General features: G+C 70.1%; 25 protein-coding genes and 1 tRNA gene. 7 read left to right on the top strand and 19 right to left on the bottom strand.

What is annotated here, in order from left to right; genetic code table 11:
• Positions 1-77: 77 nt before the first annotated feature.
• From ACWDSJ_RS15535 to ACWDSJ_RS15520, 4 genes are all read right to left on the bottom strand, one after another.
• Positions 78-386 carry a hypothetical protein gene (locus ACWDSJ_RS15535; protein WP_450032496.1) on the bottom strand — a complete coding sequence of 103 codons (309 nt, stop codon included), beginning with the start codon at positions 384-386 and terminating at the stop codon, positions 78-80.
• Positions 364-1,053: a hypothetical protein gene (locus ACWDSJ_RS15530; RefSeq protein ID WP_450032494.1), complete on the bottom strand. Its 690-nt coding sequence runs from the start codon at positions 1,051-1,053 to the stop codon at positions 364-366. The genes ACWDSJ_RS15535 and ACWDSJ_RS15530 overlap by 23 nt, the downstream gene beginning before the upstream one ends.
• A gap of 104 nt (positions 1,054-1,157) precedes the next feature.
• Complete coding sequence (locus tag ACWDSJ_RS15525; protein ID WP_450032492.1) at positions 1,158-1,985, bottom strand: hypothetical protein; 828 nt, start codon at positions 1,983-1,985, stop codon at positions 1,158-1,160.
• Positions 1,969-2,436, bottom strand: a complete 468-nt coding sequence (locus ACWDSJ_RS15520; RefSeq protein ID WP_450032490.1) for a hypothetical protein — start codon at positions 2,434-2,436, stop codon at positions 1,969-1,971. Before ACWDSJ_RS15520 ends, ACWDSJ_RS15525 begins: the two co-directional genes overlap by 17 nt.
• A gap of 222 nt (positions 2,437-2,658) precedes the next feature.
• Between ACWDSJ_RS15520 and ACWDSJ_RS15515 the strand changes: the two genes are divergently transcribed.
• Positions 2,659-3,243, top strand: coding sequence for a hypothetical protein (locus ACWDSJ_RS15515; protein ID WP_450032488.1), 585 nt, complete (start codon positions 2,659-2,661; stop codon positions 3,241-3,243).
• A gap of 626 nt (positions 3,244-3,869) precedes the next feature.
• Here the strand turns inward: ACWDSJ_RS15515 and ACWDSJ_RS15510 are convergent.
• Positions 3,870-3,943, bottom strand: a tRNA-Ile gene (locus tag ACWDSJ_RS15510).
• A gap of 112 nt (positions 3,944-4,055) precedes the next feature.
• Here ACWDSJ_RS15510 and ACWDSJ_RS15505 point away from each other — a divergent pair.
• Positions 4,056-4,481, top strand: coding sequence for a nitroreductase family deazaflavin-dependent oxidoreductase (locus ACWDSJ_RS15505; protein ID WP_387369002.1), 426 nt, complete (start codon positions 4,056-4,058; stop codon positions 4,479-4,481).
• A gap of 1 nt (position 4,482) precedes the next feature.
• Here ACWDSJ_RS15505 and ACWDSJ_RS15500 read toward each other — a convergent pair whose 3' ends face one another.
• Positions 4,483-5,454 carry a zinc-binding dehydrogenase gene (locus ACWDSJ_RS15500; RefSeq protein WP_450032486.1) on the bottom strand — a complete coding sequence of 324 codons (972 nt, stop codon included), beginning with the start codon at positions 5,452-5,454 and terminating at the stop codon, positions 4,483-4,485.
• Positions 5,455-5,693: 239 nt separating this feature from the next.
• On the opposite strand from ACWDSJ_RS15500, the gene ACWDSJ_RS15495 reads away from it, so the two are divergent.
• Complete coding sequence (locus ACWDSJ_RS15495) at positions 5,694-6,707, top strand: TerC/Alx family metal homeostasis membrane protein (RefSeq protein WP_450032484.1); 1,014 nt, start codon at positions 5,694-5,696, stop codon at positions 6,705-6,707.
• On the opposite strand, the gene ACWDSJ_RS15490 is transcribed toward ACWDSJ_RS15495, so the two are convergent.
• The 5 genes from ACWDSJ_RS15490 to ACWDSJ_RS15470 form a co-directional block, all read right to left on the bottom strand.
• The gene (locus ACWDSJ_RS15490) at positions 6,704-8,467 is read right to left on the bottom strand and encodes an SDR family oxidoreductase (protein WP_450032482.1); all 1,764 of its coding nucleotides are present in this window, start codon (positions 8,465-8,467) and stop codon (positions 6,704-6,706) included. The two genes, ACWDSJ_RS15495 and ACWDSJ_RS15490, sit on opposite strands and share 4 nt — an antisense overlap.
• Positions 8,468-8,478: 11 nt before the next feature.
• Positions 8,479-9,588 (bottom strand): PDR/VanB family oxidoreductase, encoded by a 1,110-nt coding sequence (locus ACWDSJ_RS15485; protein ID WP_450032480.1) that lies wholly within the window; start codon positions 9,586-9,588, stop codon positions 8,479-8,481.
• A complete protein-coding gene (locus tag ACWDSJ_RS15480) occupies positions 9,585-10,490 on the bottom strand; it encodes a metal-dependent hydrolase (RefSeq protein ID WP_450032478.1) in 906 nt (301 codons plus the stop codon). Before ACWDSJ_RS15480 ends, ACWDSJ_RS15485 begins: the two co-directional genes overlap by 4 nt.
• A 105-nt stretch (positions 10,491-10,595) precedes the next feature.
• Positions 10,596-11,027: a hypothetical protein gene (locus ACWDSJ_RS15475; RefSeq protein WP_387368990.1), complete on the bottom strand. Its 432-nt coding sequence runs from the start codon at positions 11,025-11,027 to the stop codon at positions 10,596-10,598.
• Positions 11,028-11,054: 27 nt separating this feature from the next.
• The gene (locus ACWDSJ_RS15470) at positions 11,055-11,402 is read right to left on the bottom strand and encodes a winged helix-turn-helix transcriptional regulator (protein WP_450032476.1); all 348 of its coding nucleotides are present in this window, start codon (positions 11,400-11,402) and stop codon (positions 11,055-11,057) included.
• 52 nt (positions 11,403-11,454) lie between these two features.
• Here ACWDSJ_RS15470 and ACWDSJ_RS15465 point away from each other — a divergent pair, with 52 nt between their 5' ends.
• Positions 11,455-12,192, top strand: coding sequence for an SDR family oxidoreductase (locus ACWDSJ_RS15465; RefSeq protein WP_450032474.1), 738 nt, complete (start codon positions 11,455-11,457; stop codon positions 12,190-12,192).
• Here the strand turns inward: ACWDSJ_RS15465 and ACWDSJ_RS15460 are convergent, their stop codons facing one another.
• The gene (locus tag ACWDSJ_RS15460) at positions 12,193-12,972 is read right to left on the bottom strand and encodes an enoyl-CoA hydratase-related protein (protein WP_450032473.1); all 780 of its coding nucleotides are present in this window, start codon (positions 12,970-12,972) and stop codon (positions 12,193-12,195) included.
• Between the two features lie 94 nt (positions 12,973-13,066).
• Here ACWDSJ_RS15460 and ACWDSJ_RS15455 point away from each other — a divergent pair, with 94 nt between their 5' ends.
• Complete coding sequence (locus ACWDSJ_RS15455; protein WP_450032471.1) at positions 13,067-14,035, top strand: LLM class flavin-dependent oxidoreductase; 969 nt, start codon at positions 13,067-13,069, stop codon at positions 14,033-14,035.
• Here the strand turns inward: ACWDSJ_RS15455 and ACWDSJ_RS15450 are convergent.
• Genes ACWDSJ_RS15450 through ACWDSJ_RS15430 form a run of 5 tightly spaced genes read right to left on the bottom strand, consistent with a single transcriptional unit; the run spans position 13,986 to position 20,140 of the window.
• The gene (locus ACWDSJ_RS15450; protein ID WP_450032469.1) at positions 13,986-15,128 is read right to left on the bottom strand and encodes an XdhC family protein; all 1,143 of its coding nucleotides are present in this window, start codon (positions 15,126-15,128) and stop codon (positions 13,986-13,988) included. The genes ACWDSJ_RS15455 and ACWDSJ_RS15450 overlap by 50 nt on opposite strands.
• The gene (locus ACWDSJ_RS15445) at positions 15,121-17,445 is read right to left on the bottom strand and encodes a molybdopterin cofactor-binding domain-containing protein (protein WP_450032467.1); all 2,325 of its coding nucleotides are present in this window, start codon (positions 17,443-17,445) and stop codon (positions 15,121-15,123) included. The genes ACWDSJ_RS15450 and ACWDSJ_RS15445 overlap by 8 nt, the downstream gene beginning before the upstream one ends.
• Positions 17,442-18,800 carry an 8-oxoguanine deaminase gene (locus ACWDSJ_RS15440; RefSeq protein ID WP_450032465.1) on the bottom strand — a complete coding sequence of 453 codons (1,359 nt, stop codon included), beginning with the start codon at positions 18,798-18,800 and terminating at the stop codon, positions 17,442-17,444. Before ACWDSJ_RS15440 ends, ACWDSJ_RS15445 begins: the two co-directional genes overlap by 4 nt.
• Positions 18,801-19,271 (bottom strand): (2Fe-2S)-binding protein, encoded by a 471-nt coding sequence (locus tag ACWDSJ_RS15435; RefSeq protein ID WP_450032510.1) that lies wholly within the window; start codon positions 19,269-19,271, stop codon positions 18,801-18,803.
• Positions 19,271-20,140, bottom strand: coding sequence for an FAD binding domain-containing protein (locus tag ACWDSJ_RS15430; RefSeq protein WP_450032463.1), 870 nt, complete (start codon positions 20,138-20,140; stop codon positions 19,271-19,273). Before ACWDSJ_RS15430 ends, ACWDSJ_RS15435 begins: the two co-directional genes overlap by 1 nt.
• Before the next feature lie 143 nt (positions 20,141-20,283).
• Between ACWDSJ_RS15430 and ACWDSJ_RS15425 the strand changes: the two genes are divergently transcribed.
• Positions 20,284-21,783, top strand: coding sequence for a PucR family transcriptional regulator (locus ACWDSJ_RS15425; protein WP_450032461.1), 1,500 nt, complete (start codon positions 20,284-20,286; stop codon positions 21,781-21,783).
• A gap of 32 nt (positions 21,784-21,815) precedes the next feature.
• On the opposite strand, the gene ACWDSJ_RS15420 is transcribed toward ACWDSJ_RS15425, so the two are convergent.
• The gene (locus tag ACWDSJ_RS15420; protein ID WP_450032459.1) at positions 21,816-22,271 is read right to left on the bottom strand and encodes an SRPBCC family protein; all 456 of its coding nucleotides are present in this window, start codon (positions 22,269-22,271) and stop codon (positions 21,816-21,818) included.
• A gap of 138 nt (positions 22,272-22,409) precedes the next feature.
• Between ACWDSJ_RS15420 and pnuC the strand changes: the two genes are divergently transcribed.
• Complete coding sequence (pnuC, locus tag ACWDSJ_RS15415) at positions 22,410-23,045, top strand: nicotinamide riboside transporter PnuC (protein WP_387368968.1); 636 nt, start codon at positions 22,410-22,412, stop codon at positions 23,043-23,045.
• A gap of 22 nt (positions 23,046-23,067) precedes the next feature.
• On the opposite strand, the gene car is transcribed toward pnuC, so the two are convergent.
• Entirely contained in the window at positions 23,068-26,595 is a 3,528-nt protein-coding gene (car, locus tag ACWDSJ_RS15410) for a carboxylic acid reductase (protein ID WP_450032457.1), read from the bottom strand.
• Positions 26,596-26,793 lie beyond the last annotated feature (198 nt).

Genomic DNA, 26,793 nt, shown 5'->3' with positions numbered 1-26,793 from the left:
CGTCACTTCACCTCGACCAACCACCCCACACCGTTAACACAACCAGCACATCGACTCACCCAAACCCACACAACCACTTACAGGACACGCCCTAGGCGGGGAGTGCCCTCGATGCTCACAACTCCGATCGGGGCGGCGTCGTCCATGGCGGCCGCATCGTCGACCGCTGTGGCCATCGAGGTCGACAATGCGGGCGCGGGCGTGTTCGCATGGCCGCCCACCGCGAGCACGACCGGACCCGAACGACCGCAACCGGGAGGCATGGCCGCCGGGCGAGGCGGTACCGTCATGGCCCCGGTCCCGCAGGCGGCGATCACAACGAGTGGCCCGATGGCCAGCAGTGTGAACGCGGCCCGCGCCCGGTCACCGCTTCTCGAAAATCTCATCTTCGTTTTCCTTCATCGAAAGTCGGCCGCCGGCGAGAGACAGCCCCAGCCGGTCACCCAATCCCCAATTCCCGTGCATGGCACGGTCGTTCATGACCAGCCCCTGGCGATGTGCGTGCCCGAGGCCCAGGGCATGCCCGAGTTCGTGTCGGAGCACGGTCGCGGGGTCCGCGGGCACTCGATCCCCGGCGATCGGATCTGCTGTGATCAACGCGAATGCCGCGTGAATACGGCCGTCCGCCGGGCGAAGACGAATCCCGCCCGCGCCGAGGGCACCCATCCGCCACCGCCAGCCCGGACCCTCGGAGCACTCCGGAACACAGGACACCCGGATCTCGGAGGTCACGAACGCGCCCGGTGGATCCCCGCGCTCGAAATCCTCACCCAGTGTCAGCGGCAACCCGGTCAGCAGCCGCAGCTCCTCGAGCGCCGCGACGAGTTCTGCCCTGACGCACCAAAAGATTTCGTCGTCACCCGAGCGCAGCCGCACGATGATCGGATCATCGTGCGCCCACCGTGGCCAGACACCGTGATGGCGGAAGAGAAACGAGTAGTCGACGCCATAACTGAGCGAGCACCAGTCCGCGGGCCAGCGGGTGGGCGGGAGGATGCCCGGTCCACGGATCGGCACCACCCGTGCCGAGGGATGATGCTTCGCCGACGCCACGATCCGCAGTCGATCGCGACCGGGTCCGAAGTTGGGTACGGCCGGTATCGCCGACCGGGTCCCACAGGCAACCATGCGCGCGGACTGCACCTCGTCACCGATGTTCACGCGGCGCTCCCCTCGTCGCCGTCCCACCCCGGCTCGGGCACGGGATGTGCCGGGCCCGGCAGAGGTCCGGATTCGGTCACCCCTGTCTTGCGCGGATCCTTCATGTACTGCGCCATCAAGACCCTGGCGTAGTGCGCGGCCTCAGCGCCGAGTGCCTGCCGGTCGGCCCGAGCCTGGTTGCGGCGCGCGAGATCTCGCTCGAACTCGCCGGAGTGATGCGCCAGCGCGACCTGAGCCCGTTCCGCGTGACCGCGGGCCCGGGTGAGTCTCGCCTCCTGCCGCCGCAGATCTGCACGCGCCCGGTGCACCGGGTTCGCCAACCGGATTGCAACCAGGGCCGCGCCTACACCACTGATCAGGTAGAGACACCCGAAGAACAATGCGCCCAGATGCGCCTCACGTGAGGCGACTTCGGCGGCCAGGGTGATGGTGTCGACACCGGAGTCCAGACCCGAACCCGTCGGTCTCGGGCTCGACCAACGAACGACGACGAGCATGATGCCGAGCAGCGCCCACACAACCGCCGCGAGGATGGCGTACAGGCGCGCCGCGCGGTTCCCGTGTCTTACTTCGTCGATCCGAGGACCCATCAGGGTCGCCGCAGTCAAAGCGAGCCCGGTGACACCGGCGGCGATGCCCCAGGAGATCCACTCGTCCGCGCCCAGCAACAGATCCACCACCGTCTTGAAGGCGAGCAGATCCGCCATCGAACCCAGCGCCAATGCCGTGAGATGCACCACGATCTCGACCCGGGACACCTCGCCGAGCAGCGATACGCTTCCGGTTTCGTGCCGAACCCGGCGCTCGTCACCCGTTTCGGCCATTGAATTTCCCTTCTCGCCCGAGCAATACGGATTCGATATGCGCGAGATCCCGCCGTGCCCGATCCAACCGGTCTCCCTCGAATTCGAGGGCGCTCTCCGCCTCGACCGCCAACTGCGCGGCCTGCCCGTAGTGCACGTCGACGACCGAACAGGCGTCGATGTACGCGGTGTCCACCACCGCCAGCCACTGCGCGACCCAGGATTCGATCAACAGATCGAGCGCTCTGGCGGTACCCTCATCGATGCTGTCCGCCAGCCGCTCCACCTCGGTCCGTACCCGCAGCATCACCGCTTCGCGGTCGGGTGTCGGTGCCAGGGCGTGGCCTTTGGAGCGCCAACCGTCGATTTCAGGGATGTCGACGAAAGTAGGCCCGGTGCCCGCACCGGAATGTCCGCTACCTGCCCGAGACCAGTTGGGACGTCTTCCTTTTATGAAACGCCAATTCGCCATATCGTCCTCCTACGCTCCGACCGCGTTCCGGCGGCTGTGAGCGCTGGGACCGGTGATGCTCGAAACCGTCAGCGGGACCGTGTTTCCACGCGGGGCCGTGTGCTGATCCGAAACCCAATCGGGGAGCGGGGATTCGTCGAAAATCAGCACCCTCAGCAGCGCCGCTCCGCCCGGGTGTCGTAGCAGCAGCCACCGCTGATAGGCGCGGGCGCGGCGACGAGCGTGGGCGCCGCGGCGTCTGACCAGGGATGCCCCGGCATTCTCGACGGCCGCTATCTTTCCGTTCAGGATCGAAACTCGTTCGAGCAGAGCGTGTTTGCGCGAGTCCAACGACGCTTCGACCTTCTCGTGCACGGCGCGTTCGGCGCGCCATTGGCGCTGATTGCGGGCGGCCACCAACTCGCGGTCCGTCTCGAGTTCCAGGCTGTTGCGCTGTTCCAGGACCTCCGGAGGTGCGAGCGGCGGAAAGTCCGCCAATCGAGCGCGAACCTGCCCGAGTTGGGAATCGAGCACTTTGATCCGATCGTGCGACGCCGTGCGCTCGGCCTCGAGTCCCTCGATCAACCGGTCCAGTCGGTACCTGATCGCATCGGCCTGCTCACCGAATCGCTGATTCAACTGCTCTACATACGGCGGCACGAGCCGCAGTTCCACCTGTTCCAAATCCTCGGTGGTCAAGAGAGTTTCGAATACCCGGTGACGAGCATCGGCGACGGCGGCCCGCCGATCGGCCCACCTCGCGAACGGGCCGTAGAACACCGGCCGCGCCGCCATCCACCGAAAACGGCGCTCTTCATTTCGCAGTGACAAAGCTTCCTCCGAAAAACAACCGACCTCCTGGTCGGTGACTTACTGTGCGGCTATTGATTTTCCGCCCCAGGCAAAGAAAGCTCGCGAGTAGCGGGGTACCTGTCACTCCGCGGAAGTCGATGCCCATGGCGGCCTCCGACGAGAGTTGCAATGGATACTCGTACCTGCCGGATGAAACATACCGCAGCGAATAAACCCAAGACAGCGACGAAGGGTCCTCACGGCGTGAACATCCCCGCATCGACATTCGCTGTTACACATCGAAAATCATGGGTTCTCGGAATTTTCCGAACGGCAGAGCCACAGCGACCAGACGGTTTCTTTGCTATTAGATCGAAACCGGTACCCGACCGAGCTGTTGAATCCTCGATGACGAAGCCATCTGAACGGATGCGGCGCTGTACGACACCCTTATCAAGCGAAGGACACGCCCGGCGACGGACCAGCACTTCACCGGGCGCATTCCGGTAACCCGTTCGGCGGTCCCCTCGGCCGACTGTGGCAGTTTCCCTTCGCTCGGCAAGTTCCGCCGACCACGTCTCGCCCTGGCGATCGGCAAAGAGGTGGAGGTGACCACACTGCGGAAGATGTACGAGGTCTGGTCGAAAACGGATTGACCAATGTGGGGCGGGTGGGGCTCGAACCCACGACCAACGGATTATGAGTCCGCGGCTCTAACCGACTGAGCTACCGCCCCCGATGCGACCTGTGAGCTTGGGCGATGGTACCGGGTCCACCCGGCTGCCGCCTACTCGGCGGGTCGGGGCGATAGGGTAACGCTACGGAGGGGGCGATGGGAGGAGCGGCCGGTGAGTCTGTTCGGGAACGTGCTGAAGGTGCATCAGTGGGTGTACGAGCGGTCGAAAGGGTGGGTGGGGCACCGGGTTCTGTTCGGGAATCCGACGCTGTTGCTGCACACCGTGGGGCGGAAGAGCGGGCAGCCGCGGACCAGTGCGTTGACCTATGCCGAGGACGGGGAGAGTTACCTCGTCACCGCGTCCAACGGAGGAGCGGCGAAGCCGCCGGGGTGGCTGGCGAATGTGAAGGCGAAGCCGGAGTGTGAGATCAATGTCGGGCCGAAGCGGATCGCGGTGACCGCCGCGGCCACCTATCCCGACGACCCCGACTACGCCCGGCGGTGGGCGTTGGTGGACAAGGTGAATCACGGCCGATACACCCAGTATCAGAAGATGACCACGCGCCCCATCGCCGTCGTAGTGCTGACGCCCCGCTGAGTCAGACGGTCAGGATCGTCCGGCCGACAGCGCTCCGCGATTCGATGGCGGCGTGGGCGGCGGCGGCCTCCTCCAGCGGAAACGTCTGTCCCACAACGACTTCCAACCGCCCCGCCGCCGCCTCGGCGAGCGCCTTGCGACCGAAGGCCCGCCAATCGGCGACCCCCTGCGTGAGATCCATCAACGAGACGACGGTAACCCCTTGCGCCGCAGCCTGTTCCGTATCGGTGAACCCTCCCGCGGCATTCCCGTACCCGATGAACCGCCCACCCCGCACCAGCGTCCCCAACGCCGCTTGCCCGATCTCCCCACCGGCCCCGTCCAGCACGAGCCCCACCTCCCGCACCCGCTCGGCCCACCCGTCCGAGCCGTAATCGACGACCTCGTCCGCCCCCAGCCGACGAGCCAGCTCGAGCTTCGCCGCACCCCGCGCCGCGGCGATCACCCGCCCCCCGCTCGCCTTCACCAACTGAATCAGCAACGCCCCCAAGCCCCCACCGGCCGCCGTGATCAGCACCCGCTCCCCGGGCCGCACCTCGGCCTTGGCCGCCACCGCGGTGGCCGTGCGCCCGTCGTGCACCAACGCCGCCCCCTGCACGACACTCAACCCCTCCGGCAGCTCGTCCAGCGCCTCCGCCGACGCCAACGCCCGCTCCGCGTACCCCCCGGTCGGCACCCCACCTCCGATCGCACTGGCCGCCGTCCGGGTCGCCACCCGTTTGCCGACCCACCCCGGATCCACCCCGGGTCCGACCGCCGACACGACCCCGGCCACCGCGCCGCCCGGCACGTACGGCGGCTCGACCGGGAAGAAATCCAGCCCCCACCCACTGCGCAACCGCACATCCAGGAACATCACGTCCGCCGCCGAGACCTCCACCGCGACCTCACCCGGCCCGGCCACCGGATCCGGCGCCTCGCTCACCACGAGGACCTCCGGCCCACCGAACGACTTCGCCTCGACCACACGCATTTTCGGCCACATCCCTTCCTCGAACGATTACGAGGACCAGCCTCCAACCTGAACCGAACTTCAGGTCAAGCCGGTACGCCGGGTTGGTTTCGAGCAAAAACATCGCTACTATCGGACACGAGGGGAGTACTTCCCAAGCGTCATGCCGGTCAGTACGGATTCCGCCATCGGAGTCCCCGGGTGACCGCCCGATCCGGGCGAAGGAGACCTCGGGCGACTTGTCGTACCCGAGGAGATCTATGACCACGCACCTGTCCGCGGCCACGCTGCACACGATCGGCTCCCCCTGGCTGTGGGCGGCGACCATCGCCGGTGCGCTGGTGCTGCTGGCCCTGGATTTCGTGGTCACCCGCAAACCGCACGAGGTCTCGATGCGCGAGGCCGTCGGGTGGACCGTCTTCTATCTGGCGCTGCCGGTCCTGTTCGGGCTCGGCGTGTGGTGGGCCTACGGCGGCACGCCCGCCACCGAGTTCTTCACCGGCTATCTGCTGGAGAAGTCGCTGTCGGTCGACAACCTCTTCATCTTCATGCTGCTGCTGTCGGCGTTCGCGGTGCCCGCGGCCCTCGCCCAGCGGGTGCTGCTGTTCGGCATCGTGGGCGCGTTGGCGTTGCGCGGCATCTTCATCGCGCTCGGCGCGGCCGCGCTCGCCTCGCTGGACTGGGCGTTCCTGCTGTTCGGGCTGATCCTGCTGATCACCGCGCTCAAACTGCTCCGGGACGCCGTCCGCGGCGAGGAACAGCAGGTCGACATCTCCTCGATGCGCTCGGTCCGGTTCATGCGGCGTCTGATGCCGGTCACCGACGATTACCGTGGCACGCGCATGACGGTGCGCGAGGCGGGCCGCCGGGCCCTCACCCCGCTGGCCCTCGTGGTCACCGCGGTGATGGCGACCGACCTCGTCTTCGCCGTCGATTCGGTACCGGCCGTGTACGGAGTGACGGGCGACCCGTACCTCGTCTTCGCCACGAACGCCTTCGCGCTGCTCGGCCTGCGCGCGCTGTATTTCGTGCTCCAGGCGGTGCTCTCGCGGCTGGTCCACCTGGCCTACGGGTTGGCCGTCATCCTGGCGTTCATCGGCCTCAAACTCGTGCTGCACTGGGCGCACGAGGTGTGGCCCGGGGTGCCGGAGATTCCGACGCTGGCCTCGCTCGGCGTGATCGTCGTGACGCTGGGCGTGGTCACGGTGACCAGCCTGCTGGCGACCCGCAACGGGGACGACGAGGACAACACCGTGACCGGGGCCGCGCTCTAGGTCAGCTTCACCCGCGCGGCGATGAACCGGTGCAGTCCGGGCGCGAACCGGTGGAAGTGGTATTGCAGGTGCGCCTCCGGCGTCACCGGCACCACCGCCTGCCCGCGCTCGACGGCCCGCACGATCTGCCGCGCGACCTTCTCCGGCCCGTAACTCCGCAGCCGGTACAACCGGTCGTACTCGGCCTGCTTGCGCGCCTCCTCGTCGGCGGACAGCCCCGAGAAACGGGTCGCGGCAACGATATTCGTCGCCACGATCCCCGGGCACACCGTGCTCACGCCGATTCCCTTGCCCGCCAACTCCGCTCGCAGGCAGTCGGAGAACATGAACACCGCCGACTTGCTCGTCGAATAGGCGCTGAACCCGCGCTGCGGCGTATACGCGGCCATGCTGGACAGATTCACGATGTGCCCGCCCAGCCCGCGCTCGGCCATGGCGGCCCCGAAGGTGCGGCAGCCGTTGACCACCCCGCCGAGATTGACCCGCAGCACCCGGTCGAACTCGGCGGCGGAGGTGTCGAAGAAGTCCCCGGCCTGGCCGATCCCGGCATTGTTGACCAGGATGTCCGGCACCCCGTGCGCGGCGATGACCGCCGCCGCGTGCTCGGCCATCGCCGCCTCGTCGGACACGTCGACCGCGTAGGCGTGCGCGATTCCCCCTGCGGCGGTGACGAGTTCGGCGGTCTCCTTGGCCGCGTCCAGGTTGATGTCCGACAGCACGATCTCCGCGCCCTGGCGCGCGAACGCCAGCGCGGTCTCCCGGCCGATCCCGCTGCCGCCGCCGGTGATGACCGCCAGCTGATCCTCGAACCGCCCGCGCTCGCGCCCCACCTCGGCCCGCCGCAGCGCGCGCGGCGCCTCGCCGCCGCTCACCGCCTGCGCGAATTCCGTTGTGGCCGTGACCAACAGCTCCGGATGCGAGAACGGCAGCCAGTGCCCGCCCGCGATCTCGCGCCGCCACAGCCGCGGCGCCCACCGCTGCGAATCCGCGTACCCGGCCGGGCGCACGGCCACGTCGCGGCGCGCGATGATCAGCTGCACCGGCACCTCGGTGCGGCGCTCGCGCGGATTCAGCAGGCGCGGAACGATATTCGCGCGATAGATGCGCATCCCGTCGAAGAAGTCCTCGCGGAACGTCGGTCCCAACCGGACATTGCCGGGCGCGGTCTCGTTCATCAGCCCGACGAACCGCTGCCACACCTTCTCCGCCGACAGCGGCCGCAGCACCACCCGCGGCACACCCGGCGTCATGAACAGGAACGTGTACGCCGACGACAGCAACTGCGTGAACGGCCCCCACACCGCGCCCCGGGAAACCCTGTCCCGCAACCACTTTCCGAGATGATCGAGATTGGGTCCCGACACCGAGGTGAACGACGCGATCCGCTCGACCGCGCGCGGCTCGCACACCGCCTCCCACGACTGCACCGAACCCCAGTCGTGCGCGAGCACGTGCACCGGCCGGTCCGGGCTCACCGCGTCGGCCACCGCGAACAGGTCCGCGGCGAACTCACCGAGCCGATAGTCCGCGGTGCGCTCGGTCCGCGTGGAGCGCCCGTGCCCGCGCGTATCGTAGGCGACGACGTGAAAACGCTTGGCCAGCAAGGGAATCACGCGATCCCACAGGTGATGGTCGTCGGGCCACCCGTGCACCAGCAGCACGGTCTCGGCGCTCGGATCGCCGTATTCGTAGACGGCCAGCTCGAATTCGCCACTGCGGACGACGCGCTCGGCCTCCGGCGCGAGGATCCGATCGGTCACAACGTTCTCCTTCACAGGTCCAGCACCAAATGGTCACCGCCGCAGCGGGATACACAGACGAGCATGTCGCCCGCGGCGCGTTCGTCGGGGGTCAGCACGGTGTCGCGGTGCTCGACCTCGCCCGCCAGCACCCGCACGCGGCAGGTGCGGCAGAACCCCTGCCGACACGAATAGGCGGTGTCGGGCCGCACCGCCAGAATGCGGTCGAGCGCCGAGCGGTCGGCGGGCACCTCCACGATCTCGCCGGTACGCGCCAGCTCGACGGTGAACGGCCTGCCGTCGAGCACCGGCGGCGCGGAGAACCGTTCGGAGTGCAGTTCCACCTCGGGCACCTCGCGCACCCCGGCGGCGACGGCCGTGGTCATCGGCACCGGACCGCAGCAGTAGAGCGCGGTCCCGGGCCTCAGGTCGCCGAGCAGTTCGGCCGCCGTGGGCAGGCCGTGCGCGTCGTCGGTGCGGACGACGACCCGCTCCCCGAACCGCTCCACCTCGTCGAGGAAGGGAATGGTGTCGCGGGTGCGGCCGGTGTAGATCATCGACCAGTCCACCCCGAGCCGGTCGGCCATGCGCATCATCGGCAGGATCGGCGTGATCCCGATCCCGCCGGCCACGAACCGTACTCGGGCCGTATCGGATCCGTAGCCGGGCGGCACGAACGGGAAGGCGTTGCGCGGCCCCCGCACGGTCACCCGCGCGCCCACCGGCAGCGCCTCGTGCACCTCCAGCGATCCGCCGCCGCCGTCGGGGATGCGGCGCACCGCGATTCGATAACTCCGCCGATCGGCCGGATCGCCGCACAGCGAGTACTGCCGCAACCGCCCGGAGGGCAACTCCAGATCCAGATGCGCCCCCGGCCGCCACCCGGGCAGCTCCCGGCCGTCCGGCGCGACCAGCGACAGGCTGATCACGTCGGTGTCGTGCGCCTCCACCCGCCGCTCGGCGACGGTCAAGGCCAGCCTGCGGTCGTCCACCCGGCCCGCCGGGTTGCGCCGGTTCACCAGCTCGGTCCATCGGAAGCGGGTCTGCGCGACCGCGTCGAAGACGCGAATCGCCCTGTCCCGCCGCCGTTTTCCGTACAGATCGGCGGGCAACCCGGCCGGGGCGGGGCGACGGACGGTCACGACGCCAGCGCCCGCGCGGCCGGGGACTTCGCCAGATACGCCACCGCCTGCGCGGTCGACCCGACCGACTCCGGCGTGTACCCGGGTTTGAAGACCGACAGCGCGCTCCACAGCAGCGACGGCACCCCCGGCAGCGCACCGCGCCACATCGACCCGAGAATCCGCGCGATCAACCGCGGATACCCCAGATCGGGCAGCGAATCATCCTGTCGCACCAGGTATTTCGCTCCCCGGCCGACCAGCGCCAGGAAGATCGGGAACACGATCAGCATCAGCGCGCAGCGCCGCACGTACCCGATCTCGAAGTACTCGGCGACGTCGTAGGCCACGAACCGATGCTCGACCTCCTCCGCGCCGTGCCACCGGAACAGGTCCAGCACCCGCGGGTCGGCCCCGAACCGCTCCAGATCGGCGTTGAGCACCCAGTCACCGAGGAAGGCGAAGAAGTGCTCGAGGGTCGCGATGAACCCAAGCCGCTCCACCAGATTCTGGAATTGCTTTGTGGCGTCGGCGTTTTCGCGCGCGCCGAGCGTGGTGCGGAACAGGTACTCCATCTGCCGCACGTAGGCGTCCACATCGATGCCGTGCGCGGACAGCACCTCGTCGAGCACCCCGTTGTGGGTCTCGGCGTGCATGGACTCCTGCCCGATGAACCCGAGCATCTGCTCGCGCAACTTCTCGTCCTTGACCAGCGGCAGCGCCTCGGAGAACGTCTGGCAGAACATCCGCTCACCCTCGGGCAGCAGCAGATTCAGCGCGTTGATCACGTGCGAGGCGATCGGCTCGTCCGCCATCCAGTGCAGCGGCGTATCCCGCCAGTCGAAGTGCACATTGCGCGCGGCCAGGGCCACCTCCCCCGGGTCGATGGTCCGGGCCCGCGCCCGAATGGGAAGTAACTTCATCGGTACTCCTGGTCCAGCTCACACCTACATCGCAGCCATTGCTTCGCGAGCGTAGCAATAGTCTACCAATGCGTGCGACTCGGAGTTACAGCTAAGACCGCGGGGTCAGCGCCGCGTCAACGGCCAGCTGGTGGCCTTCCCGTCCGCGTCCACGACCGTGGCCTTGGTGAACACGTGCCCCGGCTCGATCGGCTCGGACAGCACGACATGCACGGGTTTGGTGACGCTGGAGCCCGTGGCGCAGTCGGGGACGCACGTCTTGTCGCGTTCGATGCCGTCCCCCTCGGCCCGGTCGGCGGTCCAGGACGTCCACGCGAGTTGGTCGAGGCGGGCGCCGAGGTCGGCGCAGGCGAGGATCATCGCGGCGGGCCGGACGGCCGGTTTGCCGAAGGAACAGTCGATGACTTCCACATCCCGGGAGGGGGATTGCGCGACGGGGGCGGGGGTGTCGGATCCGCTCGCGCCGCAGGCGGCGATCAGCAGCGCGCCCCCGATCGGCAGCGCGCGGCGGCACATCGAACCCATCCGTCCTCGCATCGTGCAGGCAGGGTAACACCGCCGGACTCAGCGGTCGGTACGTTCCTCACCGGACCCCTGCCAGCGGTCCGACCACTCCCACACGGGATTCAGCGCGCGGCCGAGCGCGGCCCCGGTGGCGGTCAGGCGATAGTTCTTGTCCGGCAACTTCTCCGCCAGCCCTGCGGCTTGCAGGGTGTGCAGGCGCGCGGAGAGCATGCTCGACGAGCAGTTGCCCATCCGGCGGCGCAGTTCCAGAAAGCCCAGCGGGCCGGGCTCGAGCTCCCAGATCACGCGCAGCATCCAGCGCTGACCCAGCAGGTCCATGGCGGCGTGCCGGGCCGATCGCGACGGCTCCGCACCGCGGGCGGCTGCCGATTCCCTTGCACTTCTCATTTCGAACCACCATAGTTAGTTCTGAATTAGAAGCGATCGAGTGGGAGTGGGTATGAGTTCGCGACGCATCGTCCTGATCACCGGCGCCTCGCGGGGCATCGGCGCCCAGACGGCCCGGATCCTGGCGGCTCGCGGCGATCATGTCGTCGTCAACTATCGCGAGAAGCGCAGGCGCGCACAGGATCTCGTGGACGAGATCGGCGCGGTGGGCGGCAGCGCGTCGATCGCGGGCGCGGATCTGTCCGACGCCGCCGCGGCGACGGAGCTGATCGAGTCGACCGTGGCCCGCTTCGGCCGCCTCGACGCGCTGGTGCTCAACGCCTCGGGCGGCCTCGAACAGGGCGCACCGCCCGGGTACGCCATGGCCATCAACCGCGACGCGCAGGTGCGGCTGACCCGGGCGGCGCTCCCCCGGCTGTCCGCGGGCGGCCGCATCGTATTCGTCACCAGTCACCAGGCGCACTTCCACGGCCGCAAGCCCGTCCCCGCGGACTACGAGCCCATCGCGGCGAGCAAGCGGGCCGGAGAGGACGCACTGCGCGCGATGATCCCCGAATTCGACCGCCGCGCAATCGGTTTCACGGTCGTCTCGGGCGACATGATCGACGGCACCATCATCGTCCGCCTGCTCGGCCGCCGCGACCCAGCGGCAGTGGCAGCGCGAACCGCCCACGGCCCACTCCCCACCGTCCCCGAGTTCGCCACCGCCGTCGCCGACGCCACCACCAACCCGTCCGACCCGGGCGCGACCGTCTACATCGGCGGCCCGGACTATCTGGCCTCACGCTGATCAATCCGGCCACACCGGCTGCCGCTTTTCGAGGAACGCCGCCATGCCCTCGCGCGCGCCCGGCAGTTGCGCGGCCTCGGCCATGACCGCCACCGCGATGGCGTAGGCGTCGGCCTCGGGGCGGTCGAGTTGGGCGTAGAGGGTGCGTTTGCCAAGGGCCTTGGACGCGCGGCTGCCGCGCGTGGCCCGGCCGAGCAGGTCGGCCACGGCGGTGTCCAATTCGGTGTCGGGCACCGCGCGATTGATCAGTCCCCACTCCACGGCCGTGCGGGCGTCGATCGGATCGCCGGTGAGCGCCAGTTCCATCAGGCGTTTGCGCCCGACCGCGCGGGCCACCGGCACGGCCGGGGTGTGGCAGAACCAGCCGCCCTTGCCGCCGGGCAGCGCGAATCCCGCGGATTCGGCGGCCACCGCCAGATCGCAGGAGGCCACCAGCTGACAGCCCGCCGCGGTCGCCAGCCCGTGCACCCGCGCGATCACCACCTGCGGCACGGCCTGCACGGTCCGCATCACCTCCGTACACAAGATGAGCAGCGCCCGTACCCCGGCCGGGTCGCGGGCGGCGACGTCGGCGAAGTCGTGCCCGGCCGAGAACACCGGCCCGGCCCCGGCGAGCACGATGCCGGTCGCGTCGCTCTCGCCCGCCGCGCGGAACGCGGCCAGCAGTTCGGTGAGATGGTCCCCGGACAGCGCGTTGCGGCGGGCGGGCCGGTTCATGGTGATGCGCACGGTGTCGCCGTCCCGGGCGACGAGCAGATGCTGGTATTCCACGGCGGTCATGCCCGTTACCGTACGGGCCTCGACCAGCGCCGATCCCGGTTTCATACCCCGCGGGGAATTGTCGCCGACCCGCGGGCGGCGAATCCTGAACGCCGTGAACGAGATTCGATACGGATTACTGCTTCCCAGCGGCCAGGCCCAGCTGACGGCCGGCGCCTCGGCGCGCGGCCTGATCGACCGGGTGGCGGACGCGGAACGGCGCGGCTTCGCCTCGGCATGGGTCGGCGATTCGCTGCTGCGCTCGCGCGTGGAGCCGCTGACCCTGCTGGCGGCGGCGGCCGCGGCGACCGAGCGGATCACCCTCGGCACGGCCGTGCTGATTCCCGCCTACCGCAATCCGGTGCAGGCGGCGCTGACCATCGCCTCGCTCGACGCCCTGTCGGAGGGGCGGTTGATTCTCGCTGTGGGCGGCGGCTTTCCGGGCATCAGCGAACCGGAATTCGAACTGTCCGGGGTGCGGTTCAAGACCCGCTTCTCCCACCTCGACGACACCGTCCGGCTGTGGCGGCGACTGTGGTCGGGTAATTCGGAGCCGTTCGAGGGCGCCGTGCTCCGCTACAACTGGCTGCCCGAATCCCCGCGCCCGCATCGCGCCGGCGGCCCGCCGATCTGGTTGGGCGGCATCACCCCGGCCGCCTTGCGGCGCACCGGCCGGCTCTACGACGGGTGGCTCCCGTATCCGCCCGAGGTCGACGACTTCCGGGACGGCCTGGCCACCATCCGGGAACACGCCGCGACGGCGGGCCGCGACGAAAACTCCGTGACCCCAGCGCTTTTCGCCACGGTCTACGTCGACGACGATCCCGAACGCGGCCGCGCCGGACTGCGCGACTACGCCGAGACCAACTACGCCCTTCCCCTGGAGACCGTCGAGCGTATCCAGGTCCTGATCACCGGTTCCCCGGAAAGCGTTGCGGCACAACTGCGTAGGTACATCGACGCGGGCGCCCGGCACATCCTGCTGCGAATCGCCGCCATCGATCCGGCGCTGTACGCCACCCAGCTGGACCGCGTCACCGCCCTGCTGCCCCACCTCCCGGCGGCGGCCACGATGTCGCGGTGATATCGGTCCGCGTATCGACGCATTCCATCGGCGGCGGGACGGCCGCGATGTCGAAGCGGTGGATCGACCCCTCGGTCTCCGCCAGCGGCCGCCCGCTCCCGCCCCGGCGCACCGCGACGATCTCCGCGGCCACCGCCACGGCGGTCTCCTCGGGGGTGTGGCCGCCGAGATCGAGTCCGATGGGCGAACGCAATTGCGCCAGAGCGGTTTTCGGGACACCGGCGGCCCGGAGCCGGGCCAGGCGATCGGCGTGGGTACGCCGGGACCCCATCGCGCCGACATAGGCCACCGGCAGCCGCAGCGCGACCTCCAGCACCGGAACGTCGAACTTGGCGTCGTGGGTGAGCACACAGATCACCGTGCGCGAATCCACCACGGCCCGTTCGAGATACCGGTGCGGCCAGTCCACGACCACCTCGTCCGCGTCGGGAAAGCGCGCAGCCGTGGCGAACAGCGGCCGGGCGTCGCACACGGTCACGTGGTAGCCGAGGAACTTGCCGATGCGCACGATCGCGGCGGCGAAGTCGATCCCCCCGAAGACGATCATGCGCGGCGGCGGCACCCGGGACTCGACGAAATACGTTGCGCCGCAAGCTATCCTTCGCAGCCCGCTGGCCCCGGCCGCGAGCATCCCCCGCGCGACACCCACCACATCGTCGGCGAACTCCGCCCCGATCCGCCAGTCCGGCCCCACCGCCAGCGCCGCACCGGTGTCCGTGTCCCGCACCAGCGCGACCGGGCCGTCGGCGCCGAGGAATGCCTCGATGCCCGGCCACTGCTCGCGCCCGACCGGCTGCACGAGCACCTCGAGGACACCGCCGCAGGTCAATCCGACCGCGAACGCGTCGGAATCGCTGTAGCCGAACGTCTCCCGGCACGTCCGCCCGGTGCGCAGCGCGGCCCGGCACAGCTCGTACACCGCGCCCTCCACGCATCCGCCGGAGATGCTGCCGACGACCGTCCCGTCCGCGCTCACGGCCATCGCCGCGCCCGCGGCCCGGGGCGCGCTGCCGGTGACGCCGACAATGCTGGCCACCGCGTACGGTGTGCCCGCCCGCTGCCAGCGCGTCAACTCCTCGGCCAGCTCACGCATGTCCGCACCCCGCCGCGGCGATGATGTCCTGCGGCCGCACCGGCACCCGGGTGAGCTCGCCGCTGCCCCCGGCGGCGCGACACGCGGCGCGGATAGCCGCAACGATGGCCGGGGTGGCCGAGAGCGTCGGCGGTTCGCCCGCGCCCCGCAGCCCGTAAGGCGCACGCGGATCGGGGTTTTCGAGGATCTCGAGGCGCTGGGCGGGGGTGTCGAGAACGGTCGGGATGAGGTAGTCGGTGAACGACGGATTGCGCACCCGGCCGCCGGTCACCTGGATCTCCTCCATCACCGCCAGTCCGAGACCCTGCACCGCGCCGCCGTGGATCTGCCCCTCCAGTGCCGGCCGGTTCATGATCCGGCCGACGTCCTGCACCGCGTCCAGCGCCACGACCTTCACCAATCCGAGTTCGGTATCGACGTCGACCACCGCCCGGTGCACGCACACCGCGAGCTGAACGTGGCTCTCGCCCTGCCCGGTCACCGGATCCAGCGGTGTGGTCGGCCGGTGCCGGAACTCCCGGGTCTCCTCGACGGCCGCCCCGCCGAGCACATCGGCCAGCGCGACGAGCACCGCGCCCGTGCGCGAAACCACCTTGCCCCCAACGATATTCGCTGCCCCGTGATACCCCTGGGCGGCCGCGAGCGCGACCACCCGCTCCCGCACGGCCACGCAGGCCGCCCGCACCGCCCCACCGGTCATGTACGTCTGCCGTGACGCCGACGACGAGCCCGCGTCCCCGACCCCGGTGTCCGCCGGATGGATCGCCACCCGCTCGATCCCCAGTTCGGTCCGCGCGATCTGCGCCTCCACCGTGATCAGCCCCTGCCCGACCTCCGCCGCCGCGGTGTGCACCAGCGCGACCGGTTCGCCCCCGACGACCTCCAGCCGCACCCGCGCGGTCGAGTAGTCGTCGAAACCCTCGGAGAAGCAGATGTTCTTGATGCCCACCCCGTACCCGACACCGCGCACCACCCCCTCCCCGTGCGTGGCCTGCGACACCCCGCCCGGAAGATCGCGAATATCGTTGCGGTCCAACGCTTCCGGGAGCGGCATCGCCCGAAGCCGCCCCAGCATGTCGCGCACCGGCGTCGGCGCGTGCAGGACCTGTCCGGTCGCCAGGCGCGACCCCCGCGTCACCGCGTTGAGCTGCCGCACCGCCACCGGGTCCACGCCCACCGCGGCGGCGAGCTCGTCCATCATCGACTCGTACGCGAAGCACGCCTGCACCGCACCGAAACCGCGCATCGCGCCGCAGGGCGGATTGTTGGTGTACACGCCGTAGGCGTCGATCTCGACATGCGGCACGTCGTAGGGGCCCAGGGCCAGCGAGGCGGCGTTGCCGGTGACATTGCGGGTGGCGGAGGTGTACGCGCCGCCGTCGAGCACGATCGTCACCTTCGCGTAGACGAGCCGACCGGCGCGCGTGGCGCCGAACTCGTACCGCAGCCGTGCCGGATGCCGGTGCACGTGCCCGAAGAACGACTCCGCGCGGTTGTACACCATCTTGATCGGCCGTCCCGTGCGCAGCGCCAGCATGCCCGCGTGGATCTGCATCGACAGGTCCTCGCGCCCGCCGAACGCGCCGCCGACCCCGGCGAGGGTCAGCCGGATCCGCTCCGGCGGCAGATTCAGGCACGGCGCGATCTGGGCCAGATCGTTGTGCAGCCACTGGGTGGCGACGTAGCAGTCGAGACCGCCGTCCTCGCCGGGCACGACCAGTCCCGCTTCCGGCCCGAGGAACGCCTGATCCTGCATGCCGACCTCGTAGTCCCGGGTCACGACCACCTCGGCGAGCGCCCGGCCCACCGCGAGGTCACCGGCCCGCACGGGCTGATGCCGCACGACGCCGCCGAGCGGCTGCACCCGCAGATTCTCCGGATCCGCCAGCACCGCAACGGGATCGGTGATCGGGTCGAGCACCTCCCAGTCGACGGCGATGGCCGCCAGGGCGCGGCGCGCGATCTCGGGATGGTCGGCGGCCACCAGCGCCACCGGCTCACCCTGATGGCGGACCTCGCCGATGGCGAGCACCGGCTGATCCGCGGTGTGATCGAGGCCGTACACCTTGCGGCCCGGCACATCCTCGTGGGTGAGCACCGCGTGCACGCCGGGAACGGCGAGCGCGGGCGCGGTATCGATCCGCGCGATGCGGGCGCGGGGGTGCGGGCTGCGCAGGGTCGCGCCCCACAGCATCCCGTCCACCCGCAGATCCGACGCGTAGGCGAACTCCCCCTTCACCTTCGGGGACCCATCGGGACGCGACGCGCTCTCCCCGACACCGCCGGTGCCGGGCGCGAGCAGGCGGGTGATGCTCATCGGGATCCCTCCTCCCGCAGCAGCCGGGCACGGGCGCGCACTCCCGCGGCGGCCAGTTCGTCCTGTGCGGCCGTGCGCAATTCGCCGTCGGCCACCACGGTCCGGCCGCCGACCAGCAGCCGGGCCAGCGGCGGGGTCGGCCCGAACACCAAGGCGCACACCGGGTCCGCGACGGCGGCCCGGAATCCGTCGATCCGCCAGACGGCCAGATCGGCGAGCTTGCCGACCTCGATGCTGCCGATCTCGGTGTCGCGCCCCAGGTTTCGCGCGCCGTCCAGCGTGCCCAGCCGCAACGCCTGTCGCGCGCCGAGCGCCGTCGGCCCGCGCACCGCGCGCTGGAGCAGCACCGCCTGCCGCATCTCCCCCGCCATCGAGGTCAGTTCGCTCGACGCCGCCCCGTCCACGCCCAGTCCGACCGGCACGCCCGCGGCCAGCAGCTCGGACACCCGGGCGATTCCCGCGCCGAGGCGCGCGTTGGAGCTCGGGCAGTGCGCGATGCCGGTGCCCGTGTCGGCGAGACGGCGAATTTCCCAGTCGCGCAGGTGGATCGCGTGCGCGAACCACACGTCCGCGCCGAGCCAGTCGAGCTTCTCCATGTATTCGACCGGCGTGCATCCCATGTGGGTACGGCAGTACCGGTCCTCGTCGAGGGTCTCGGCGAGATGGGTGTGCAGACGCACCCCCTTGTCGCGGGCCAGTGCCGCCGACTCGCGCAGCAGCGTCTCGCTCACCGAGAACGGCGAGCACGGGGCGACCGCCACCCGCAGCATGGAGTCGAACGACGGATCGTGATAGCGATCGACGACTTCCGCTGTGGCGGTGAGGATATCGTCGGTCCGCTCGACCACCTCGTCCGGCGGCAGCCCGCCCTCGGACTGTCCGCGGTCCATCGATCCCCGGCACGGGTGGAACCGCAGCCCCACCGCCGCCGCCGCGCGGACCTCGGCGTCGAACAGGTCGCCGCGGCCCGTGGGGAAGATGTAATGGTGGTCACTGGCGGTGCTGCATCCGGTGAGCGCCAGCCACGCCAGCCCCGCGCCCGCCGCGTCGTGCACCACCTCGGCGTCCATGCCCGCCCAGAGCCGGTAGAGCCCGGTCAGCCATTCGAACAGGGTCGCGTCCTGAAACAGGCCCTGGGTGGCCCACTGGTACAGGTGGTGGTGGGTGTTCACCAGGCCCGGGGTGACGAGGCAGCCGGTGGCGTCGATCCGTTGCGCGCCTTCACTTTCCGGTGCGGGGCCGGGACCGAGCGCGGTGATGCGTCCGTTCCCGATCACGATGTGACCGTTCGGGATCTCCTCGCCGACAACCGGTGCGATGTAGGCGTTTTCGAGGATCGTATCGAACGCGCTCATTCAGCGACCGCCCTTCCGCCGCGCCGCCAGCCGCACGGCGTCGAGGATCTTCTCGTAACCCGTACAGCGGCACAGGTTTCCCGCCAGCGCCTCCCGGATCTCGGCGTCGGAGGGTTCCGGGACGCGGTCGATCAGATCGTGGGCCTGCACGATCAGGCCGGGCGTGCAGAAACCGCATTGCACCGCACCGGCTTCCACGAACGCCCGCTGCACCGGATCGAGGCGTTCCCCGGCGGCCAGCCCCTCGACCGTCCGCACCGCGCGCCCGTGCGCCTGCCCCGCCGCCACCAGGCACGAGCAGACCGGCGTGCCGTCCAGATAGACTGTGCAGGAACCGCATTCGCCTTGTTCGCAGGCGTTCTTCGAGCCGGGCAGGCCCAGGCGTTCCCGCAAGAGGTACAGCAGGCTCTCGCCCTCCCAGACCCGCTCGACGGTCTCGGTCGAGCCGTTGACCTCCACACGCACCCGCATCACGCCGCCCTCCTCGCCGTCACGACGTCGTCCCAGGCCCAGCCCAGCGTGCGGCGCGCCAGCACCGCTAGGGCGTGGGTCCGGTAGTCGGCGCTGCCCCGCACGTCATCGATCGGCCGGGCCGCCGCCGCGACCAGGGCGCCGAATTCGCGGAGCGTGGCGTCGGCCAGCGGCGCGGGGTCGTCCCAGGGCAGCGTCTCGGCGAGGTAGCACTCGGCCGCGTCCGCGCGCAACGGCGTCGGGCCCGCCGAGCCGATTCCCGTTCCGGCCGTGCGGGTTTCGGGATACAGGGCGAGCGCGAACGAGCACACGGCGATCACCATCGCGTTGCGGGTGCCGACCTTGGCGAAGTACTGCGGTCCCGCGGCCGCGTCCAGCCGGACCGCGCGAATCAGTTCGTCCGGCTCGAGCGCGTTCCGCTTGACCCCCACATAGAAGTCGTCCACGGCGATGTCCCGCGGCCCCCGCGCCGCGGATTCCACCTCGATGATCGCGCGCGCCGCCAGCAATGCCGGATGACAGTCCCCCGCGGGCGAGGCCGCCCCGAGATTGCCGCCGACCGTGCCCCGATTGCGGATCTGCGGCGAGCCGACCGTGCGGGCGGCCTGCGCCAAAGCCGGAGTCGCCCGGGTCGACTCGCGCACGATCGTCGCGTACGGCACGCCCGCGCCGATCCGTACCCGTCCCGCACTCCGCTCGATCCGGCGCAGTTCCCGGCACCCGTTCAGATCCAGGAGCGCGTCCGGACGGGCGGCGCCGAAGTTCACCGCGACCATGACATCGGTGCCGCCCTGGATGGGCATGGCCCGGGGTCGCGCGGCCTTGGCCGCGAGCGCCTCCGCCCAGTCGGCGGGTCGCAGAAAATCCATCGGGCCTCCCTCGGTGTCCCCCTGAGTACACTCGCCGCCCGCCCTCGCCGCCACGACCGGAACTCCGAACCGCGGGCCCGTTCCCGCCGCGCCGATTGTGGGTACCTCCAAACGCGATGACGAGCGTGTTAGCGTCGGATTTCATGCGTCTGCGTGCCCTGCTCACCATGCCCGACCTCGGTCTGGAGCTGGTCACCGGCGAGGGGGAACTGGATCGGTTCGTGCGCTGGGTGGTCACCCAGGATCTGCCCGATCCGAGCCGCTACCTGTCCGGCGGGGAACTGGTGCTCACCGGTCTGCAATGGCACGACACCCCGCACGACACCGAGGTCTTCGTGGCCGCGCTGGCCCGCGCGCGGGTGGCGGGGCTGGCCACCGGCGACGCGCGGTACGGCGCGCCGCCCGAGGATGTGATCGACGCCTGCCGCCGACACCGGATCCCGCTGTTCCGGGTGCCCGAGCGGGTGGCCTTCGCGACGGTCACCGAACGCCTCACCCGCCTGTTGTCCACCGGGCGCGCCGCCGACCTGAGCGCGATCCTCGATCGGCATCGGCAACTGGTCGCGGGCACCGGCCTCGGTTCGATCCTGCGACTGCTGGAAAGCGATCTGGGACTTCGCTGTTGGGTGCTCACCACCACCGGCCGCGTGGTCGACGGACCGGACCGGCGGCCGCCCGCGAACGTCGTGGCCGCCTTCCTCGCGGCCGACCGCCTGCCGCTCGTGCTCGACGTCGAGGACCGGCGCTTCTCGCTGTTCGCGGTCGACGAGCACGGCACCTCGCGCGTGGCCGACTGGCTGCTGGTGTTCGAGGGCGACTGCGCCGACTGGCCCGAGGAGCGCCGGGCGCTGGCCGGGGAACTCGCCGCGGTGGTCTCGCTCGAACGCGCCCGCCAGGACGATCGGCAGAGCGCGCAGGGCCGGGTGGCCGAGGAACTGATCGGCCTCATCGTCGCCGACGCCAAACCCGCGGACATCCTCGCCCGGCTGGAACTCACCGGCCTCGGCACGGCCGAACGCTATGTGGCGGTGGCTGCCGCCGCCGATACGATATTGCGCCCCAAGGAATTACGTGCCCTGCTCCGCGAAATACTCTGGGGCACAAGCCCGGCCGCGGGCGTTCTCGAGGGCGAGGCGATCGCGCTGGTGCCCACGGACCGATCGGTGCTCGACCGCGTCCGCGCCGCGCTCGACACGCTCGAGCCCGGACTCGGCGGCCACCCGCTCTCGATCGGGGTGAGCGGGGTCGTCGACGGCGAGGGCCTGCGCGGCGCGATCGAGGAGGCCCGCTACGCCCGCCGCATGGCCGCCGCCCGCGACCGCACCGCCGATGTGGTCGGCCACGACGAACTCGCCACTCACATGCTGCCGCTCGCCAGCGTCCCCGACGAGGTCCGCCGCATGTTCCGCCTACGCCTGCTCGACCCCCTCACCACCTACGACCGGGACAACGGGGCCGACCTCGTACACACCCTGCGCACCTTCCTCGAGACGTCGGGCTCGTGGACGCGCAGCGCCGACCTCCTGCACGTCCACGTCAACACCCTGCGCTACCGCATCGCTCGCATCGAGGAACTCACCGGCCGCGACCTGTCCCGGCTGGAGGATCGCGTCGACTTCTTCCTGGCGCTGGCCCTCCCGTAAGCGCCTGCGGCCGTTCGGCTTTCGGCGTCCGGCTAGCCCTCGGCCAGCTCGGCCAATCGGTCCAGCGACGCCCGCAACTTGTCCGGGGTGGTGGCGCGGGCGCGGGCGAGCCGCTTCTCGTCGGTCAAGCGCGTCCAGTCGTAGGTGTGCCGGACCAGAGTGCGGCCCTCGTCGAGCGGTTCGAGTTCCCAGCGCCAGAGATGACCGGGCGGGGTGGCCCCGGGTTCGGCAGGACGCCAGGCGATGAGGCGGCCCTCGGTGAACTCCTCGACGTGGTTCTCCCGCACCGCGCCCACGGTCAGGGTCGTGCGGAACACCTCGCCAGCGGCCCGCACCCGTTGCCCGGCCGCGGCCTCGGCGAGATTGTCGTTGCCGTCCCAGCGCGGCTGCTGGGCGGGGTCGGCGATCAGTTCGAAGATCGTGGCGGCGGGCGCGGCGATCTCGCGCTCCGCGCTGGCGATTCGGTTCTCCTCGGTGCTGTCGGTCATGCGGTGATCGAAACATTAGCCGGGCCCGAACGCCACCCCGGGGGATACGCCACCCCTGGAACAACGATCGAAACATTCGCTTGGCCCCGAACCGCCGCCACGGGAATAACAATCGCAGCGGTACGGGTTGGCCGAGAGGTGAATGCGGGGTTCACGGTCGCGGGTGAGCACATCCTGTGGACCGATCTGGTGGGCAATATCGCCTCGCTGGCCGTGGTGTGGCTGGCGATGCGCAAGACCCTGTGGACGTGGCCGGTGCAGTTGGCGGGCGCGCTGTTGCTGCTGGCCGCCTCGATCGACGCGCACGTCCCCGGCAACGCGCTCAAACAGCTGCTGTTCTGCGTCCTGGCCTGCTACGGCTGGTTCACCTGGTCTCGCGGCACCCGCGACCGGCACGACCTACTCGTGCGCCCGGCCACCGCCCGCGAACGACTGTTCCTCCTCGCGGTGCTCGTCGTGGGCACGATCGGCGTGGCCGAGTTGTTCGTGCACCTGAGCTGGCTGCACATCGCCTGGTCGCCGTGGGTGAACGCCTACATCTTCGTCGGCAGCGCGGTCGCCACCTTCGCGCAGAGCCGGGCGCTGGTCGACTTCTGGATCATCTGGATGCTGGTCGATCTGGCCGGGGTACCACTCGCGTTCAAGTCCGGACTGTACGTGTCGGGCGCGGTGTACGGGTTGTTCTTCGTTCTGGTACTGCTCGGCTTCGCCCGCTGGCGGCGGGAGTACCGCGACCGGACCGCTTCGCTCGCAACGGTTTCCGCGGGCCGCTGAGCGACCCGCGGAACGGCCTGCGTCACAGGAGGTTCCGTAGCCTCAGATCCGTCGCGTACTTCTCGATCAACGCCCGGTCGAGGTGCGGGATGTCGCGATCCGCGCCGAGTTCGGCCGCCTGGACGGCGGCCTGGAACTTCTTCGCCGGGAGCAGCGCGCCCCGGATCGGCGGCGCGGGCCGCCGATAGGCGTGCAGCAGCGGCAGCACCGAATGCTGTCGCTGCCGCTCGGGCAGGGCGCGCAGCGCGGTCTCGAAGCGGGACAGCCAGTCGGCGTAGTCGTCGAGGCGTTCGATGGGATGGCCCGCCTCGATGAGCCAGTCCACGAATTCGTCCAGCCCGAGCCCGTCGTCGTGCGGGTTGAGCACGTCGTAGGTCTCGTAGCCGGAATCGGCCCGCGCGCCGAGCGTGACGATCGATTCCGCGGTGAAATCGGCGGGCAGACCGTCGTAGTGGGCCCGTTGCCGGTTCCCGTCGGCGTCGAGCCGATAGAACGACCTCGGCGCGATGCCGGTGGCGAGCACGCTCAGCAGCAGCCGGGTGAACATATCGGGCACATTGAGCTGACCCGCGTACCGGGTGTGCGCGAGGATCATGTCCGACCGGAACACCGCCCCCGGCAGCCCGCACAGCTCGTGCGCCTCCCGCAGCAACACCTCACCGGCCCACTTACTGTTGCCGTACCCGTTGGCGTATCCGTCGCCGACCGCGCGCACCGCGCTGATCTCCCGGATGTCACCGTCCTCGGTGAACGCCTCGGGCGGAATCTGGTCGGCCACACCGACGGTCGACAGATAGGTGACGGGTTTGACGGTGTGGGTCAGCGCGAGCCGGATGATCTCCGCCGTGCCCACCACATTCGGCCCGAACAGCTGGGCGTAGGGCAGGACGTGATTGACCAGCGCGGCCGGATGCACGATCGAGTCGACGGTCTCGGCAAGCCGACGCCAATCCCGCTCCCCCACACCGAGATTCGGCTCGCCGATATCGCCCGCCAGCACCTCGAGGGTGCCGTCCGCCAGTTCGCGATACCGGCGCGACAGCTCCGGATCGCCGCTGTCGAAGGCGTCGTCGAGCCGCGCGCGGGCCGCCGCCGCGTCGCCGCCGCGCACGACGCAGATCAGCGTGCCGCCCGAATCATGCAGGCGCTGAAGCCAGTCCAGGCACAGGAACCGGCCCAGGTAGCCGTTGGCTCCGGTGAGCAGCACGGTGCGCGGCTGTTCGGGCGCGCGCGGCAGGGTGGGCGCGGCGGCGAGGGTGGCGGGGTCGAGGAATTTGTCCAGGGTGAGATCGGCGGCGCGCGGCCGGGCGGGCTCGGGGTGGACCGACGCCACGGTCGGCCGCGAGCCGCCCGAAGCACGTTCGGCGTCGATGTGTTCCGCCAACCTCCGCAGATCGGTGGCCGCGCTGACGATGACGCCGACCGGCACATCGACCTCGAAGATCTCGCCGAGCAGGTTGGACAGGCTCAACGCCGACAGCGAATCCCCGCCCAGATCGGCGAAGCGCGCGTCGGGCCGCAGCTCGCCCTCGGGCAGGCTCAGCACGGCACGGGCGGCGCGGGCCACGACCTCCGGCGTCGGCAGCTCGCGTGCCTCCCGGCGCAAGGCGGTCAGCTCGTCCGCCTGTTCGGCGGCCAGCTCGGCGTAGAGCCGCTCGAGCCGGTCGCCGTATCGCGCTTTCAGCTTGGGCCGCAACAACTTCCCGATTCCGGACAGCAGCCCGTTGGCCATGCTGAACGGTTCGGTCTCGAGCAGGAATTCGCGCGGGATCTCGTAGGAGTTCAGCTCGGCGTCCTTGGCGACCTGTTGGAGGGATGTCGCGATGGCGGCCTTCAACCCGTCCACGTCGGGATGCGCGGCGACCGCCTCGGCGGTCGGGACGATCACGGCGAGCAGATACGCGCGCTCGCTCGACCCGTAGACATAGATCTGCCGGATCAGCGGGCTCGCCGTGAACAGCGCCTCCAGCTTCGACACCGCCACGAATTCGCCCTGGGACAGTTTGAGCACGTTGTTGCGCCGGTCCACGTACACCAGCCGGTCCGGGCCGATTTCCGCCATGACGTCGCCGGTACGGTAGAAGCCCTCGGCGTCGAAGATCTGCTCGTTCAGTTCCGGACGCCGGTAGTACCCGGGGATCAGCGTCTCCGCCCGGACCAGCAGCTCGCCCCGCGGATACGGCTGGTCGGTGGTGAAATAGCCCAGTTCGGGGACGTCGACGAGCTTGTAGTCCAGCACCGGCGGACGCTGCACGACGGTGTCGACCACGATGCCGCCGCCGGTCTCGGTCGCGCCGTACCCGTCGCCGAGGTGCAGGCCCAGCACCGATTCCATGAACGCGTGCATCTCCTTCGACAGCGGCGCGCTGCCGGACAGGGCCGCGAGCAGGCGACCGCCCAGGAAGTGTTCGCGCAGTTCGGTTTTCACCTCGTCCTCGATCGTCGCGCGCTCGCCCCCGGCGGCCAGCCGCTGCTCGACCTCGCTCTGGAAGCGCTGGAAGACCATGTCGCACACGCGCGGTACGAAGAACTGCACGGTGGGTCGCACCAGGGCGATGTCGTCGAACAGCGTCGACATATCGCTGCGCGCCGCGAAATACATCGTCCCGCCCCGGGACAGGGCGTTGACCAGACCGATGCGCCCGGCGACGTGGCTCATCGGCATGTACATCAGGCCGATGGTCGGCATCGGGACACGGCCGTCGAGGCGGAAGCCGGTCCGGTCGCGGCGACCGTCGGTGGCGCGCCAGAAGCGGGCGAGCATCGACGCGGGATACATTGCGCCCTTGGGGGTTCCGGTGCTGCCGGAGGTGTAGATGAGCAGGGCCAGCTCGTCGCCGTCCGGCTCGGCGCGCAGCGGGGCGCGCGGCAGCTCCCGCCCGCGGCGCAGGGCCGCGTCCAGGGTCTCCACGCGAATATCCTTGTCCGCGAGGCGATTACGGGCCGTTTCGAGCGCGGCGCGGTGGTCGTCGTCCTGGTCGTGGTAGCCGAAGACGAGCACGGTGTGGACCGTGGACGCCAATTCGACGGCGACATCGAGTTGTTCGACGTCCACGGCGAGCACCCGCGGTCGCGTCTCGGCCACGATCGGGCCCAGTTGCGCGAGCGACGCCCCCGCCTGCAATGGGACCGCGACCGCGCCGAGGTAGGTGCAGGCGAGGTCGACGATGGTGTAACCGACGCTCGTGAAGCCGAGAATGGCGACGAAATCGCCTGCCCGCGTGGGCTTCTCGGTATCGTGGTGCCACGCGGCCGCGAGCGCGCCGACCCGCTCCCACAGCTCGCGATAGGTGAGGGTGTCGAAGCGTGGCAGCAGCCGCCCGTGGCGACGGCCCGTCTCGTCGGCCACGAACTCGACCGCGCGCTCACCCAGGGCGGGGCGGTCCGCGTAGGCCGTCATGATCGTGTCGATGACCCGCGCGACGCTCAGGTCCGGCGCCTGCACCGCCTCGCCCACGGTCTCCACGGGTTGCGCCGCGCGGACCTGCTCGTCCCGAGCCACCAGATCGGCGACCCGCCGATCGAGCGCGGCCAGCAATTCCTCGTTCATCCCGACCTCCCGGTTGTCCCGACTCGCGAGGGCCGACTCCGAGAAACACGAGTACTTCCACCCGCGACAATTAAATTACCGAGCCTAACTATCTCCAGGGTTCTCCGGGTTCACCGGCGATGTCAAGGCAGCGCGCGGGCGCGGCGGCGTCCGGCCCAGTTCATCGCGGATTGTCGGATTCCTCACTCCGTGAGGTAT

This window comes from Nocardia sp. NPDC003482 (assembly GCF_053588115.1).
Note: the sequence above shows the minus strand (reverse complement) of the source record. Positions and strands in the feature narration are given on the sequence as shown.